Source organism: Anabaena sp. WA102, from assembly GCF_001277295.1.
In the GTDB taxonomy this organism is placed as follows: domain Bacteria; phylum Cyanobacteriota; class Cyanobacteriia; order Cyanobacteriales; family Nostocaceae; genus Dolichospermum; species Dolichospermum heterosporum.
The window spans coordinates 2,553,453-2,568,665 of the sequence record NZ_CP011456.1 but is presented as its reverse complement, the minus strand read 5'-3'; the positions used below and the strand labels follow the sequence as shown (position 1 = coordinate 2,568,665).

Below are 15,213 nucleotides of genomic sequence, written 5' to 3'. Positions count from 1 at the left end.
TTTCACACCAAAGTGTTTGCAATTTTGAAAGCCGAGTATGTTGTTTTCAGTAATAAAACTTGTAAAATAGCATACACTTAAATAAATAAGAAGTCCTGTGTTTTCATGATTCCTTTGCTCAGTCTAGCCAGCCAACAATACCCATGTCTAGGATAGAAAACCAATTTAATGTGCAGTTTTGGGGCGTTAGGGGCAGCATCCCCAGTCCAGGGCTAGATACAGTCCGCTACGGAGGTAATACTCCTTGTGTCTCCATGCAGGTGGGCGGTAAACGACTAATTTTTGATGCGGGGACAGGATTGCACATTTTAGGTAAATCCTTATTGTCCCAAATGCCAGTAGAGGGGCATTTATTTTTTACCCATTCCCACTGGGATCATATTCAAGGATTTCCCTTTTTTACCCCAGCTTTTATTAGTGGTAATAAATTTGATATTTATGGAGCGATCGCCCCAGATGGTTCTACTATAGAACAGCAGTTAAATGACCAAATGCTGCATCCTAACTTCCCTGTACCATTACAGGTTATGCAGTCTAATTTGACTTTTCACAATGTGCAAATCGGACAGCCCATCAATATTGATGACATCATTATAGAAACCGCTGATTTAAATCATCCCGGTAAAGCAGTAGGATATCGAGTTAATTGGCGAGGTAGTGCTGCTGTCTATATCACGGATACTGAACATTATCCTGATCATTTAGATGAAAATGTCTTGTGGTTAGCTCGCAATGCTGACGTACTCATTTATGATTCTACCTATTCTGATGAAGAATACAGTAATCCCAAATCCCCTAAAATTGGTTGGGGACATTCCACTTGGCAAGAAGCTATAAAAGTTGCTAAAGCTGCTAATGTGAAAACCTTAGTAATTTACCATCATGATCCAGACCACAATGATGATTATTTAGATCGTGTCGGTGAAGATGCTTGTGCGAGTTTTCCCGGTGCAATTATGGCGAAGGAAGGACTAGTTATCCCAGTTAACAAAGAATTTTATCCTCAAAACGGCTGGATTGTCTGATTCTAAAGGTAGGGGGTAGAAACAGCTTGATAATTTCTACCCATAACTATCCATATATTACTGTTTGTCCAAGTCTTCAATAAGTTGATCAACAAAATCCCTCAACCGTTGCTGCCAATCAGGGACGGTTTTAATTTTTTCCCTGACTCCAGGTAAAACCTTAAATTGCAAGGGTGATTTATCGTAGGCTACTTGATTTTGTGGTTTAAATTTAATCCGAGGCATTGCTAAATCTTAATATGTCTGATATACTAGATATCATAGCACAACATTGAAGGTCGAATCAATGCTTTTATCATTCAAAACTGCACTAATTCCAAATAACCGACAGATTACAGCTTTTCGCAAGGCTTCTGGAGTCGCTAGACACGCTTACAACTGGGCAAATGCTCAAATCATAGATATTTTAGCTACTCGCAAAGAAGGCGAAAAACTTAAATTACCATCAGCGATTGACTTGCATAAAAAGTTAGTCGCCGAGGTTAAATCTGAACACGCTTGGTATTACGAAGTTAACAAAAATGTCCCACAAAAGGCGTTAACTGACTTACGCCAAGCATGGGATAGGTGTTTTTCCAAAACATCGAAACAACCCCGATTCAAGAAAAAAGGACAGCACGATTCTTTTTATTTAGAGTCAGGGACTAAGGCGAAACCGTTAATTAAAAACGATGGTAAAAGAATTAAATTACCGTCAATCGGTTGGGTACGATTAGCCATACCTTTACCAATTACCGCAACTCATAACTGTGTAATTTCCCGACAAGCTGATAGATGGTTTATTTCTGTCAAGTACGAGATTGAAAAACCTCCTATACTTGCAGACAGACCGACCATCGGCGTTGACGTAGGAATAAAGGAGTTAGCAGTTTGCAGTAATGGTGAAATATTCAAAAACCCCAAAGCCTACCGCCGGATGAGTAAACGCATGAAACGTTTACAGCGTAGCGTTACCCAGAAGGTCAAGGGGTCTAATAATCGTAAAAAAGCTGTGAGAAAATTGGCTAAATTACACGCCAAAGTTTCTAATATTCGCAAGAATTCTATTCACAAATTAACCTACTATCTAGCTAAAAACCACAGCATAATTAAGATAGAAGATTTGCACGTTAAGGCATTTTTGAAGAACCACAAATTAGCAGGTGCAATTGCAGATTGTGGGATGTATGAATTTAAAAGGCAATTAGAGTAAAAAACTGAGAAGTTTGGCAGTGAATTAATCCTTGTAGATAGATTCTTTCCTAGTTCGCAAATATGCTCTAAGTAGGTGAACACAATAAAACCAAACTGTGTAAAGAAATGTAAAATCGCCTAAACCCTCTTCACTCTTGCCTCTTGCCTCTTGCCTTTTGCCTTGCCATAACGACAATTTTCAACGCCAACCTACTTAACTGCGGTAATCATCGTCATAAAATGCCATTAAAAAGCCGCGTTTATGTTTGTCCTGATTGTGGACATACAGAGTATCGTGACCTCAACGCAGCTAAGAATATTGACCGATGGTTTGTGGATATTTTTATCCCTGTAGCGTAGCGGTTCTTTTTAGGAACTACGGTCAGAAACGGTAAGTTCTACCGAGATTGCCTGTGGAGCGGGCAAACAAGATTGGAAGTCATTCTAAGACCGCGATGAAGCAGGAAATAAACACTAAGATTATTGCTGTCCAGATGTGTCTAGACTTTGGTAATTTTGGGTAAGTTTTATAGAACGGATATCCTCAATTTTCCAAATCCGACAAAGAAAAATGCACCTAAGTAATGGGACAGAATTAATTACACAATTGATTTTTCTGTTCCCTGTTCCCTGTTCCCTGTTCCCTGTTCCCTGTTTCCTGTTCCCTTGCCCCAACGACAATTTTTAATGCCCACCTACTTACTATATGTTAGAGAAAAGACTGTCATGGTTTGAAAGTGCTTTACAAATAAAAGGATCAGTCATTGCGGCGATTTACAAACGGGTGCTTTTGTGTGGTGCTTTTGGAGTTTTAATTTCCATACTTTATCATCTGAAAATTCCCGTTTCTCAACCAATTTTAGGGACTGTTATTCCCAGCATCGTTTTGGGTTTGTTATTAGTATTTCGTACTAATACAGCCTATGAACGTTTTTGGGAAGGGAGAAAATGCTGGGGGGCAATAGTCAATACTATCCGTAATTTAGCTCGACAAATTTGGGTATCTATTGATGAGAAAGAACCAGAAGATAAAGATCATAAAATTGAGGCTTTAAACTTACTTGTGGCTTTTGGCATAGCGACAAAACTACATTTACGAAGTGAACCTATAAATAGTGATTTAGAAGCATTAATGCCAGATTCTAAATACATCACTCTGAAGATTATCAATAATCCGCCTTTAGAGATTGCCTTTTGGGTTAGCGATTATTTACAACAGCAATATAACCGTAATTGCATTAATAGTTATCAACTGACATCTATGCAGGAACTATTAAATATATTGGTAGATAATTTAGGTTCTTGTGAACGAATTTTAAGAACACCAATGCCGCTGGCTTATGCTATTCACCTCAAACAATTATTATTGCTGTATTGCTTCCTATTGCCATTTCAAATCGTCCAGAGTCTTGTGGACTGGGTTAATTTCTGCTTTGGTTAGCTTTACGTTGTTAGGTATTGAAGCCATTGGGTTAGAAATTGAAAATCCCTTTGGTTATGACGAAAATGATTTACCTTTAGACGCAATTTGCACGACTATGAAACGAAATATTGATGATTTAATCACCTTAACTCCTACTGTGCATAAATAATGAAATTTTAAATGGAACTGGAAATAGAAGCTATAAATGGTGATACTACCTCAACAAATGCTTGAGTATATTCATAGGGCATAACATTCTTGCCAATGATTTTGACTCCCTGACCTTGAGGTAAACAATTCAAATAATATGTTAATCTTTCATCGGGAGTTTCTGGTTTACTTTCTTTACTAATGCCGCGAGCTTTTTCTCCCACAACTAATAATGTGCGGTGAGGAATTGAAGCAATATCATGACTATAATCCCTTTGCCAAAATCTGGCTAAAAAAGCAAATACAGCATAACGCCCATTCATATTCTTAGCATCTGCCATGAGAGTATTTAGCCATTCATCATCAACGTTTTCACTGAGAGCAAATAATTTTTCAGATGAGAAAGAATGTAAAAATTTGCGGGTACGGGCATAGCGAAAAAAGGCATTACCTATGGGAGATGTAAAAATACTCCAAAGTAAGTTCTGTTGCCATTTGGGGGCATTTTTAGTAATAACTGGACGAGAGGTAGGATCAGATAATACTAACCCGGCAATTAGGTCTTTTTCTAGTTTCACTAATTCAATGGCAACTGGCAATAAAGCCCCTTGAACTACGATAATAACGGGTTGTTTAATTACAGTTTGCAAAAAGTATTGTAGCTGTTTTGCCCAGTTAATTGGTGTATGTGCTAAGGCTGGCATATCACTTTCACCACATCCCAATAAGTCGGGATTGTAGATATAATTTTGGTGATTTTTATCATACCATTCTCGGCAAAATCGTTGCCAAAATTGCCGTGATAAACCTACACCGATAGGATGAATTAAAAGTAAAGGAATGCCTGTTGCTGGCGAATTGATAGGTTGATGAATTTCGTAAGCACAGCGATAGTTTTGCCAAGAATAATACTGGGTTGGCAATGCTGTTCCGTTGTTGATTGTAGCTGATGACATGATGATAATTGGGAATGGGGGCTAAAAAATTATTTGCGGGTGAATGAATTGATATCCAGCATCTTTAAGCTTTTGATTGGATACCCAGGCATTATAGGGGCGGATGTTTTTATTATCTGCATCCCAAATAACTTTAGGTAAATTGTTTTTTGTCATCACATTATCAAGTAATTCTTTATTTGTCAGATGACTATCATCTACAAGATTATAAATGCCTTGTAAGCGATGCTCACGAGCAAATTCTATGGTGTTAACAATATCGTCAAGATGAACCCAATTGGTGATATCTTCTCCATTTCCGGGACGAGTTGTTCCTGCGGCTCTACCAAAGATTTTTTCCAGTTCTCTACCCGGTCCATAAATACCACCTAACCGTAAAATACAAATGCGGGTGTTTTCATTGTTTGCTGATAATAATATATCTTCTGTTTTTCTGAGTAGTTGAGAATTGCGATTAGCTGGGGCTGGCGGGCTTTCTTCATCTACCCAGATACCATTTCTGTCTCCATAAATTGAATAACTACCTGTATAGATGACTTGGTGAATATGAGGAAATTGGGGTAAGAGAGAAACTAGATTTTTCGCAGTATCTACATAAGTTTCTTCATAAGAATCTGCATTTTTTGCCCCGACACTTAATAAAACAATTTCTTGATTTTTTAATACGGCTTTCAAACTTTCTAGATTATTACCTGATGTGACAATAACTCTTTTTGCTACTGTTTCTAAAGTAGGAATACGTTCTGGGCTAGTGGTAGTTGCGGTCAGCATAAAATTACTGTTTGACTGCCAATATTTGCTAACTGCACAACCTACATAACCACAGCCAATAATTGCAATGTTCATGATCATTAATAGAACTAAAATAAATTATTTTTAACAATTACCAGTCAATCGTCAATAGTACAGGAATCCAGAAGTTTCTGACTAATAAGTATTAGTTTTACTTAAAATTTTCTGCCTATTCAAATATATAACCTGAGAAGGAAGCCACATTGATCATTAAATTTTGTGAATACAGCATTCCTATTTTGTATGTAAACTTGACTTCGGGAGTCAAAGAGCAGGAAGTAGATTCTCTCACATATTATGGATTATGGCTATATTATTAATTTTAATGGCTATAACTAAGTAGGGTTTGCTGAAAAAGTTGTCTGTGAGGTCAGGAGTATGGCTAACGCCACGCTAGGAGGTAGGGGCGCAGGGCCTGCGCCCATTCAGGAGTATGGCTAACGCCACGCTGCGCTATCAGCAAGCCCTAAGGGACTTCCAATTAAAAAAATACCCAAAAATTTCTTGTGGTGCGGGACGAATTGCCCGCTAATCATCAAGGACGGGCAGGATGCCCATCCCACAAAATTGGGTAATTTATTTTTTGGTGTTCCCTAAGTAGGTGAACGGAAAAAAACCAAACTCTGTAAAGAAACGTAAAATCCCTGAAAACTTCTTTACTCTTGCCTCTTGCCTATTGCCTATTACCTATTGCCTATTACCTCTTACCTCTTACCTCTTACCTCTTGCCTCTTGCCTCTTGCCTCTTGCCTCTTGTCTCTTGCCCCTTGCCTCTTGCCTCTTGCCCCTTGCCTCTTGCCTCTTGCCTCTTGGGATTGTTTTCAGGTATGAATTATACCATCAGGCATGATGGCTCCAGCTAATTTAGCTCCAATCAATTTTACCAGCAGGCGATCGCCTGAACGAATTCTCGCTCCTGTCAAATCAGCGCCCCGCAAATCAGCACCGCTAAGATCCGCACCAATCAAATTAGCCGAGCGTAAATTGGCATCTCTTAAATCCGCTAAGAGTAAGTTAGCTCTAAATAAATTAGCTTCTGACAAATCCGCACCTCTGAGAATCACCTTGTGCATAAAGGTATCACTAAGATTAGACCCACTTAGATTGGCATAGCTCAAATTTCTGCCTGATAAATCCCGGTTACTCAAATTAGCACGACTAAAATCTTTACCGCTTAAATCTGAATTTGGCTGTGGTTGTTGATAAGTTGTGTGTGGTGGATAAGAGTATGTAGATGATGGTTTATTGGCTTGAGGTGCTGGAGAATAAGCGCGAGTGGGCTGGTTATCCCGTAAAGATCGCAGTTTATCACGAGCTTCATTAAATAATTTCAGCTTTTCCTGGGCTTTGTGTTGCAAGCGCAGATTGTCTTTAGGCAGACGGTCTGGATGCCAAACAAACACTAAATCTTTATAAGCCTGGTTTATTTGTTCGAGTGTAGCCCCTGGCTCTAATTCTAAGATTCTGTAGTATCGCTCCAGTTCGCTCGTCATGGTGTATTGATGAATATTAATTAATAATTGAACAAATGATGAGTTATGCGGTTATTTTTTCAGTATAGCGACTGATTACTACACTTCGTTTCGTAATGCCTCTGGCACGCTGCGCGAACAGAATGACATTGGGCATTTCTTTTTGTGGAGTTCTCTTAAGAGTTAATAGGGGAAATTTTTCACTAAAACCGTTCTTTTTGCGGGAAATAAATCTGATAATTTTCCTGCAAATTCACTATAAGATGTTTCCGCCTGCGTTTTGCACCTTCCCCAGCATCGAGCGGTAGTTAAAGAGGCTTGTTTTTGTTAGCAAAATTTTAGGCTAAAATGTAATGGTTAATTTGTTACAAATCTGCCTAAATTACTATATTCTGTAAACTCAGGTTTGAGTTTATTCTCAACTGAGTTCTAGTTAACATATTTTCCAAGCGGACTTTATATGTCCTTCTACCCTCAAATTAAGCAATTTTTCCTCGGTAAATCCTTACCAACGAGCGCCCATAGCGAAGAACGATTGAGCAACGCGGCAGCTTTGGCGGTTCTTTCTTCTGATGCTCTTTCCTCTGTGGCTTATGCAACAGAAGAGATTTTGCTCGTTTTAGTGACAGCAGGAAGTGGCACTCTCGGCTTGTCTCTACCCATTGCGATCGCAATTATCGCCCTTTTAGGCATAGTTGTTCTTTCCTATCGGCAAACCATTCGTGCTTATCCTAATGGCGGTGGTTCTTACATTGTCGCTAGAGAAAATTTGGGTCTTTATCCAGGACTAGTGGCTGGTGGTTCGCTGATGATTGATTATATTTTGACTGTCACTGTCAGTATATCTGCGGGTACAGCGGCTTTAACATCAGCAATTCCTGCACTCCAATCTCATACAGTGCTTCTGTGTTTGATTTTCATTTTCTTATTAATGCTGGCAAATCTTAGAGGTGTCAAGGAATCAGGACAGTTGTTTATGGTTCCGACCTTTGCCTTTATTGTGAGTATTTTTCTATTAATTGGCATTGGGCTGTTTAAATATAGCACTGGGCAAGTTCCGGCAGCATATCCTGCTCTTCCTGCTACGGAAGGAATAAGTTTATTCTTCATCTTACGGGCTTTTTCGGCGGGATGTACAGCATTGACGGGGGTGGAAGCAATATCTGATGGGGTATTAGCTTTTAAAGCCCCAGAATGGAAAAATGCTCGGCTAACTCTGTTGTATTTAGGGGTGATTTTGGGATTTATGTTTGTGGGTATCACTTACCTAGCAAACATTTATCATATTGTTCCCGAAGATGGACAAACAGTAGTTTCCCTCTTGGGAAGAGTAATTTTGGGGACAGGACCTATTTACTATTTTCTGCAAATTGTTACCCTGTTGGTTTTGATGTTAGCTGCAAATACCAGTTACGCGGATTTTCCTAGACTGTGTTATTTTCTGGCACGAGATGGATTTTTACCCCGTCAGTTGTCCCTATTGGGCGATCGCTTGGTCTACTCCAATGGTATTATTCTCCTCAGTAGTTGTGCGGGAATTTTAGCGATTATTTTCAAAGGTGAAGTTAACGCCATTATCCCTCTCTACGCAGTGGGTGTATTTACTTCTTTTACCCTTTCCCAAGCTGGCATGGTTCGTCACTGGTTTCAAGGACAAACTAGCAATTGGCGTGCAAGCGCAATTATGAATGGGTTAGGAGCATTCGCTACTCTCATTGTATTGTTCGTGATTATTTCTACAAAGTTCATCTTAGGTGCTTGGTTAGTTGTAGTAGCAATTCCGTTAGTCGTGGCTTTATTTGCAGCCATTCATCAACATTATCAATATGTAGCCCAACGTCTGAGTATTCAAGATTTAGCACCCCGCAGTTATATCTCCATTCCCAAACCAGCGGTTATCACTCACCCTGCGGTAGTCGTGGTCGGACAACTGAACCGAGGCACAGTAGAAGCTTTAGACTATGCACGGACAATTGCTGATGAAATTGTGGCTGTTCACGTAGATATTGGGTCTACGAACCGGGAAAAACTTCAAGAAAAATGGCAAAATCTCCAATCGGATATTCCTTTGGAAATTATTGACTCTCCCTATCGTTCTGTAATTGACCCAATTGTGGATTTTGTTACTCAGTTTAAAGAACTTCATCCAGATGTTTTTACAACTGTTATTATCCCAGTTTTTGTACCTCGTAATTGGTGGGATAGTGTTTTACATAATCAAACCACTTTGTTTTTAAAGAATGCTTTACGAGCTAAGAAAAATCGTATTGTCACAACTGTTAGATATTATTTATAGGGAACAGGGGGCAGGGAAGTAGGGGGAGTAGGGAAGTAGGGGGAGTAGGGGGAGTAGGGGGAGTAGGGGGAGTAGGGGAAGTGGGGGAAGTGGGGGAAGTAGGGGGAGTAGGGGGAGTAGGGGAGTAGGGGAGAAATTTCATTCTTCATTCTTCATTCTTCATTCTTCATTCTTCATTCTTCATTCTTCTGAATGGGCGCAGGCCCTGCGCCCCTACCGCTTGATTCCTCAAAATTTTCTTTCAAATTCAATTACAGCCCGACTATCATCAGTTAAATTAGTGGAAGAACGGACACGGAATTGATTATTTATGCGGTAATTAACCCCCCATTGTAAGGGATCATTTGCTGTGAGGATTTTAATGGTAGAAAGAGAGAATTTTGCAGAAATATCAATTCCTGCTTCTAAAGCTAATTCTAAAGATGAGTTATTTCTCCCTGCTTCTGGTCTTTCAGATAGAATAGTGGGAAATATTCGCAATTCACTTAAACCAAAAGCATCACCAATTTCATTAAATGCACCTTGGAAATTACTGAAAACAGCCGAACCGGCAATATTAATTAAACCCAGGGTACTATCACCACGTCCTTGATTGTCAACAAATCCGCCTCCTAGCAAGGTGACAATTTGTGTTTCTGAACGGGAAGGATTACTTTTTAATTGCAAATTATCATTAATTTGACTAGCTAAACCATTAATACTAGCTTCTACTCGCACAGTTTCTAACCCTGCTAAACCTAGAGAACCTTGTCTACTTAAATCACTATTTTGAGTTATGTCTAAAACCTTCGCAAATAGGCGAATATTCAAATCAGGGTCACGGGGTTGACGAGGACTAAAAGTAGCAGTTTGTGGATAACCTTTTGCTAAATTTAACTGGGTAGTAAATAAGTTTACTGTACCTTTGGTTAACTTAATAGGTCCATCTGGTATGGGTTCAGCTAAAGAACCATTCACAGTTAGATCTCCAGAAGCTTGGAACTTGAACACTGGTGGTTTAGAAATTTGGATATTTTTTCCTAATCTTAATTTTAAATCATTTAACTTAGTAATTTTACCCGCTGTATCTAGTTTATTAAGGTCATTAATTTTTGCAGATGATGAATTTTCATCTTTAGATTCTGCTAACAATACTTGACCATTGAATAATTCTATATTACCGCTAATTATTGGTTGGAGAAGAGAACCAGTAATTGTTAAATCACCATTAGCACCTCCTTGATATAAATCTTTGAGATTTAAAGATAATTGTCTTAAATTAACCATCAAGGGAATATCTATTTGCACATTTTTACTATTAGCAATTGGCAATTCTCCCACAGCTTCCACTTTACCATTGCTAAATTTACCTTCAAGACTTTTAATAAACACACGAGTTAAATCAAAAATTGCTTTACCATTCACATTAGTTAACTTTCCTGGTAAGGCTTGGGCGCTAAAGGTAGCATTATCAAGAGAAGCAGTTCCTTTCACGAAAGGTTGTTTTCTAGTTCCTCGAACTTTTAAATCTAATTCTCCTTGTCCCTTTTCAAAAGCTATCTCATTAGTAAAGAGATTTAAAAGTGTCAACCCTTCATTTTTGATATTGACATTTAAAGTAACGTTGTCACTGTCCGATTTTTCAGAAGCAAAGGGTAAAGTATAGGGAATACTACCATCAATATTTGCAGGTTCAGACCCCACTCCTAGTACCTGACTACCAAAGTTTAAACGTCCATTAGCATAACTGAAACTAGCATTAGCTGATTCCACTGGTTTTTTATCAATTGTTCCTTCTGTAATGTTTAATTCTCCTGTAGCTTGAGGATTGGCAATACTACCTGCTATGGCTGCGTTAAGTTTTAGCTTACCTGTAATTCCCAGCGGCAGTTTCACTAAATTATTAAATCGCTGAATGGGAAAGTTTTCAACTGTTAATTTACCTGATTGGGTTTTACCACTAACGTAACCTGTAAAGGCAATTAACTTGTTTTCCGATTGAATTCGTAAAGGTTGTAACCGCAAAGTTCCTTCTGTAAAACCACCTTCAGCTATGATTTTTTCTGCCCGATAAAAGCGACTTGGTTCTGTTGGGTTCCCCCAGGTAAAATTTTGTCCTTGGAGGTTAAATTTTATTCTTGGTTCATCCGTTGTGGCAGTATTAATGGAAATGTCACCATTCAAAATCCCCTTTAAGTCTCTTAATTCTGGGATAGGTTGAGTATCTAATCGTTTTTGTTTTTGGCTATTTAGTAGGGCATTAATTTCTGATAATCGTTGTATTTGGTTAAATAGAGACTCTAATGGTAAGCCTTGAGATTGGGTGGTTAAATCCACAGCCGTGCCGTAGATAGGTGGGTTTAACCCCCGCTGGAAGTCTTGAATATCAAAGATTTGTGCTGCGGTGAGAATGTCTTGAATATTGCCTTTGTCAATGTTGATATTTGCTCGCAGTTGCGGTTTTTTTGCCCAGGGTTTGATGTTGGCAGTAAAGGTATATCTACTTTCACCTTTGCGAAGTTCGCTGTTATTGAGGATGAAGGTATTATTATCGTATCGCAGTTGAGTTGCAAAGCGATCGCCTTTAATTCTCCCCAGTTCCGGTTCTTCAATGGCTATATTTCCCGTTGTAGCCCATGTCTGCGAATTAATTTGCAAATTCCCTGTTAATAATCCTCTCACTCCTCCTGGACTTAAAGGAGTATTTGCTGGTAAAGCTATATTCAAAGCTTTTAAAGGAAAATTAGTCACATTTATATCCCAATCAGATCCTGTTGCTGTACCTGATAACAATGCTTGTTGCCACTGAACTAAAATGGATTTTGGGCGATTATTACCATCTAAATTAACTGCTATGCGGTCTTTCACACCAGCAACATCTAAACTCAACCCCTGTCCTGACACAGAATTTAAATTACCAGTCAATAATGGCTCAAAAGCCAATTCCTGAACTTTTAAATTCCGTAACCCTAACTTAGCTGTAATATTTGGAGCGGTAGGTTTTCCCGTCACCTGTCCGCTAAAATCCAATCTGCCAGCAATATCAACAAGATCAGGTAGTTGCACTGGCAATCCTTCCAGACTATAGTTTCTTGCCTGGATATTCAAATTAACATCAGTAATTTCTGGAATACCCGATTTCTTAGCATTAGCTAATAAATAACCTTTTATAGCGAGCGCCGTTGAACTATTAGCTTGAAAATTGGCACTATTATAACCATCAATAGTTAGCTTTTCTCCATTCCAACCAATATCAGCTTGAATAGGTGCATCCATACCTGATAAACCTTGACTCAACCGCACCTGACCAACAGCAGCTACATCTGCTAATGTGGGAGCAGCTAGAGTTCCCGATACTTGCAACTTTCCTGCCAACTGTCCTTTTAACTGCTGATTAAAAGGCTTTAATTGCAAACCTGAAGTAGCTAACAAGGCTTGATAATGGCCATTATTCAGTTGAATCTCGGAAGCTTTAACTATACCACTAGGTAATGTTAAATAGCCTTTCCCTTCTCCTTGAATAGTTTCTGGTTGGAATGATTCTACCGAACCCGCTACTTGCAATTGACCAGTGATCATTCCCTGCATTTCTGGGCGCAGGCCCTGCGCCCCTACGAGTTTTGTTAAAGGTATATTATCAGCTTGAATTTTCGCCTGATAGCGACCTTCTGCTACTTGAATATTAGCAGCTTTAATTGTCCTTCCACCAATATATAGAAAGGCTTCACCGATTCCAGAAAAGGTTTTTAGACTGAAATTTTCCCTGTTACTGGTAATCATAAAATTACCTGATAGGGGATTATTTAAAATTGGGTTAGCTTGTTTAACAATTGTTGCTAACCGTAAGTCTTTTCCTTGCAACAAAGCGGTAAAATTTTGGTTATTTAATTGGATTTGGGAAATATTGACTGTGCCACCTGCAATGTTGACATTGGCATTTTCAGGAATAATTGTTTCTATTTGAAATGGCGAGGAATTTCCTGATAAACGCAACCTACCGTTAAATTCTGCCCCAGCTAGAGAAATATTTTCCTGCTGTTTTTGGTCAACAAAAGATGTTAATTGGATTTTACTAGCTTGAGTTAAAGCTTGCCAACGCTTGCTATCATAACTATAATTACCACTACCAGTAACTATACCGCCGCCAACCTTGGCAACTATATCACTAAAGGAAACTGTGCGATCGCTATGAATAATACTTGTCCCTGTTGCCGGGTATTTGGCTTGAGGAGCTTGCCATTTAACTACAGTTTGGGTATTAGTAGCCACACCCTTCAATTCCGCGGTAGCTGTCATCAGGCCAATGGGGAAGCCTGTTTTGATATTATATACTTGAGCGATCGCATCCCCAGGCACATTTTCCGCTTGTAATTGCAAGTTCAGCGCCGATACTTTACCAAGTTTAATTATCCCCCCACCCTTAACCTCGCCGCCATAGGTAGTTTTACCTTGAATATCTGTAATTTTCAGAAGAGATTGACTACTAATAAGCTCAAATTTACTGCTAACTTGCCCAAAATCAACTTTATCAATTTGGGCAATTTTTAACGTCCTCACATTACCAGACAATACAGGTTGGGAAACTCTCCCCACTATCTGTAAATCGGCTTGAGCTATACCACTCACCGGAAATGGTAACTTTACCTTTAGCGTTGTTTGGGCATTAGCTAAACTTACCGCATTTACACGCCCTTTTAAATTAAACCCTGCTTGCTGATCAATAGTACCCGATGCTGTTAACGGAATCTTTCCATAATTTGTAACTATATGATCTAATTTAATTAACAGTCCATCAAAACTGAGATTTCCCTGACTATTATTGAGCAATTGGGGCAGATTGGGAATTTGCACCGTCACCCCTTCTAGAGCCGCATTGCCATAAAGTAAGGTTTTCTGCTTTGGTATCACCTTAATTCGCAAATCACCATTAACCTTACCAGTCTGTAAAATCAGTGGTAAAGTTACAATCCGGGTAATATCTGCGGCAAGAAGATTTTGAGCTTTAAGTCGAAAATCCCCAACTAAAGTTTTCTCAGGAATTAAATCGCCAACAATGGTAATATCACCCCCACTGACAGCCTTACCAGCCAAGTCTAATTTAATTAGGCGATTTTTATCTAAGAAGAGTTGAGCCGTGCCATTAACCCCAGAAAATCCCACAGGGACTGGTAAAGAAATTTTTGCCCCTTCACTAACTTTCGGCACTAATACCAAATTTGCATCCCGAAACCGCAATTTATCTAAATCGGTTTTAATCAGTCCTGCCTCCGTAGGTGGAGCGATAGTAGTCGTTAACCAGCTTCCCTGCCTATCCTGCTCAACATAAACATCTGGATTAATTAAAGTTACATCTAATCGAAGATTGCGGTTAATAACTAACTTCCAAATATCAAATCCTACATCTACTGCTTTGACATTTACCCGATCTGGATCTGTCGGTGTAGCGGGAATCTCCGAAGCGGCAAACTGAACACCAGTCAGGGAAAAGGATTTAACTGCTCCCAATTTTACTGGACGATTGAGAGTATTAGTAAGACCTTGGGTTGCTAATGGTACTAAATCATGATCAACAAAACCCTTTAATCGCCAAACACCACCAATAATTCCTAATAATAACAAAGCACCTATACCTAAGCCAGCACGACCAATTATCGTCCACCATAGGCGATTAATCCCAGAATTACCGGGGCGAGAATTTTGACTAGGAGAGTTAGACATAGGTTTGCACGCTTTGATTACCAGATATCTGGCAAAACACTAATTACTGAAACCGGACAAGCCTCAAGGTTATCCACAGCACTAGAAATATAAATGAATATTGACATAATTTTACGTTTAGAGACTTCCAAGAAATAAATTATCCTAAGAAACGAACCACAGAGGCACAGAGTACACAGAGAGAGAATTTCTGCATCAGTTTTGGGACATTTTTTTATTTGGAAGTCTC

At 39.0% G+C, this 15,213-nt stretch carries 9 protein-coding genes and 1 pseudogene; 5 read left to right on the top strand and 5 right to left on the bottom strand.

Going from position 1 to position 15,213, the window contains the following annotated elements; all coding sequences use genetic code 11:
• Positions 1–143: 143 nt before the first annotated feature.
• Positions 144–1,025, top strand: a complete 882-nt coding sequence (locus AA650_RS11035; RefSeq protein WP_053539060.1) for an MBL fold metallo-hydrolase — start codon at positions 144–146, stop codon at positions 1,023–1,025.
• Positions 1,026–1,082: 57 nt separating this feature from the next.
• Here AA650_RS11035 and AA650_RS27845 read toward each other — a convergent pair whose 3' ends face one another.
• Complete coding sequence (locus AA650_RS27845; RefSeq protein ID WP_168634134.1) at positions 1,083–1,250, bottom strand: hypothetical protein; 168 nt, start codon at positions 1,248–1,250, stop codon at positions 1,083–1,085.
• A 61-nt stretch (positions 1,251–1,311) separates the two neighbouring features.
• Here AA650_RS27845 and AA650_RS11030 point away from each other — a divergent pair, with 61 nt between their 5' ends.
• The 3 genes and pseudogenes from AA650_RS11030 (at position 1,312) to AA650_RS11025 (ending at position 3,790) form a co-directional block, all read left to right on the top strand.
• Positions 1,312–2,217, top strand: a complete 906-nt coding sequence (locus tag AA650_RS11030; RefSeq protein WP_234413369.1) for an RNA-guided endonuclease InsQ/TnpB family protein — start codon at positions 1,312–1,314, stop codon at positions 2,215–2,217.
• A 143-nt stretch (positions 2,218–2,360) separates the two neighbouring features.
• Positions 2,361–2,558, top strand: a complete 198-nt coding sequence (locus AA650_RS26385; RefSeq protein ID WP_234413368.1) for a transposase — start codon at positions 2,361–2,363, stop codon at positions 2,556–2,558.
• Between the two features lie 346 nt (positions 2,559–2,904).
• Positions 2,905–3,790 (top strand): annotated as a pseudogene (locus tag AA650_RS11025) (bestrophin family protein).
• Positions 3,791–3,797: 7 nt separating this feature from the next.
• Here the strand turns inward: AA650_RS11025 and AA650_RS11020 are convergent.
• The 3 genes from AA650_RS11020 to AA650_RS11010 form a co-directional block, all read right to left on the bottom strand.
• Positions 3,798–4,727, bottom strand: a complete 930-nt coding sequence (locus AA650_RS11020) for an alpha/beta fold hydrolase (RefSeq protein ID WP_199924425.1) — start codon at positions 4,725–4,727, stop codon at positions 3,798–3,800.
• A 21-nt stretch (positions 4,728–4,748) separates the two neighbouring features.
• Complete coding sequence (locus AA650_RS11015) at positions 4,749–5,573, bottom strand: SDR family oxidoreductase (protein WP_053541257.1); 825 nt, start codon at positions 5,571–5,573, stop codon at positions 4,749–4,751.
• Between the two features lie 767 nt (positions 5,574–6,340).
• On the bottom strand, positions 6,341–7,012 hold the full coding sequence (locus AA650_RS11010) for a pentapeptide repeat-containing protein (protein ID WP_053539058.1): 672 nt from the start codon (positions 7,010–7,012) through the stop codon (positions 6,341–6,343).
• 439 nt (positions 7,013–7,451) lie between these two features.
• Here AA650_RS11010 and AA650_RS11005 point away from each other — a divergent pair, with 439 nt between their 5' ends.
• Complete coding sequence (locus AA650_RS11005; RefSeq protein ID WP_053539057.1) at positions 7,452–9,287, top strand: APC family permease; 1,836 nt, start codon at positions 7,452–7,454, stop codon at positions 9,285–9,287.
• A gap of 228 nt (positions 9,288–9,515) precedes the next feature.
• Here the strand turns inward: AA650_RS11005 and AA650_RS11000 are convergent, their stop codons facing one another.
• Positions 9,516–14,984 (bottom strand): translocation/assembly module TamB domain-containing protein, encoded by a 5,469-nt coding sequence (locus AA650_RS11000; RefSeq protein ID WP_053539056.1) that lies wholly within the window; start codon positions 14,982–14,984, stop codon positions 9,516–9,518.
• Positions 14,985–15,213 lie beyond the last annotated feature (229 nt).

Excerpts from the sequence above, each read along its gene's own strand:
- AA650_RS11000 (WP_053539056.1), bottom strand. The coding sequence starts at position 14,984 with ATGTCTAACTCTCCTAGTCAAAATTCTCGCCCCGGTAATTCTGGGATT.
- AA650_RS11035 (WP_053539060.1), top strand. The coding sequence starts at position 144 with ATGTCTAGGATAGAAAACCAATTTAATGTGCAGTTTTGGGGCGTTAGG.
- AA650_RS11030 (WP_234413369.1), top strand. The coding sequence starts at position 1,312 with ATGCTTTTATCATTCAAAACTGCACTAATTCCAAATAACCGACAGATT.
- AA650_RS27845 (WP_168634134.1), bottom strand. The coding sequence starts at position 1,250 with ATGCCTCGGATTAAATTTAAACCACAAAATCAAGTAGCCTACGATAAA.
- AA650_RS11015 (WP_053541257.1), bottom strand. The coding sequence starts at position 5,573 with ATGAACATTGCAATTATTGGCTGTGGTTATGTAGGTTGTGCAGTTAGC.
- AA650_RS11020 (WP_199924425.1), bottom strand. The coding sequence starts at position 4,727 with ATGTCATCAGCTACAATCAACAACGGAACAGCATTGCCAACCCAGTAT.
- AA650_RS11010 (WP_053539058.1), bottom strand. The coding sequence starts at position 7,012 with ATGACGAGCGAACTGGAGCGATACTACAGAATCTTAGAATTAGAGCCA.
- AA650_RS11005 (WP_053539057.1), top strand. The coding sequence starts at position 7,452 with ATGTCCTTCTACCCTCAAATTAAGCAATTTTTCCTCGGTAAATCCTTA.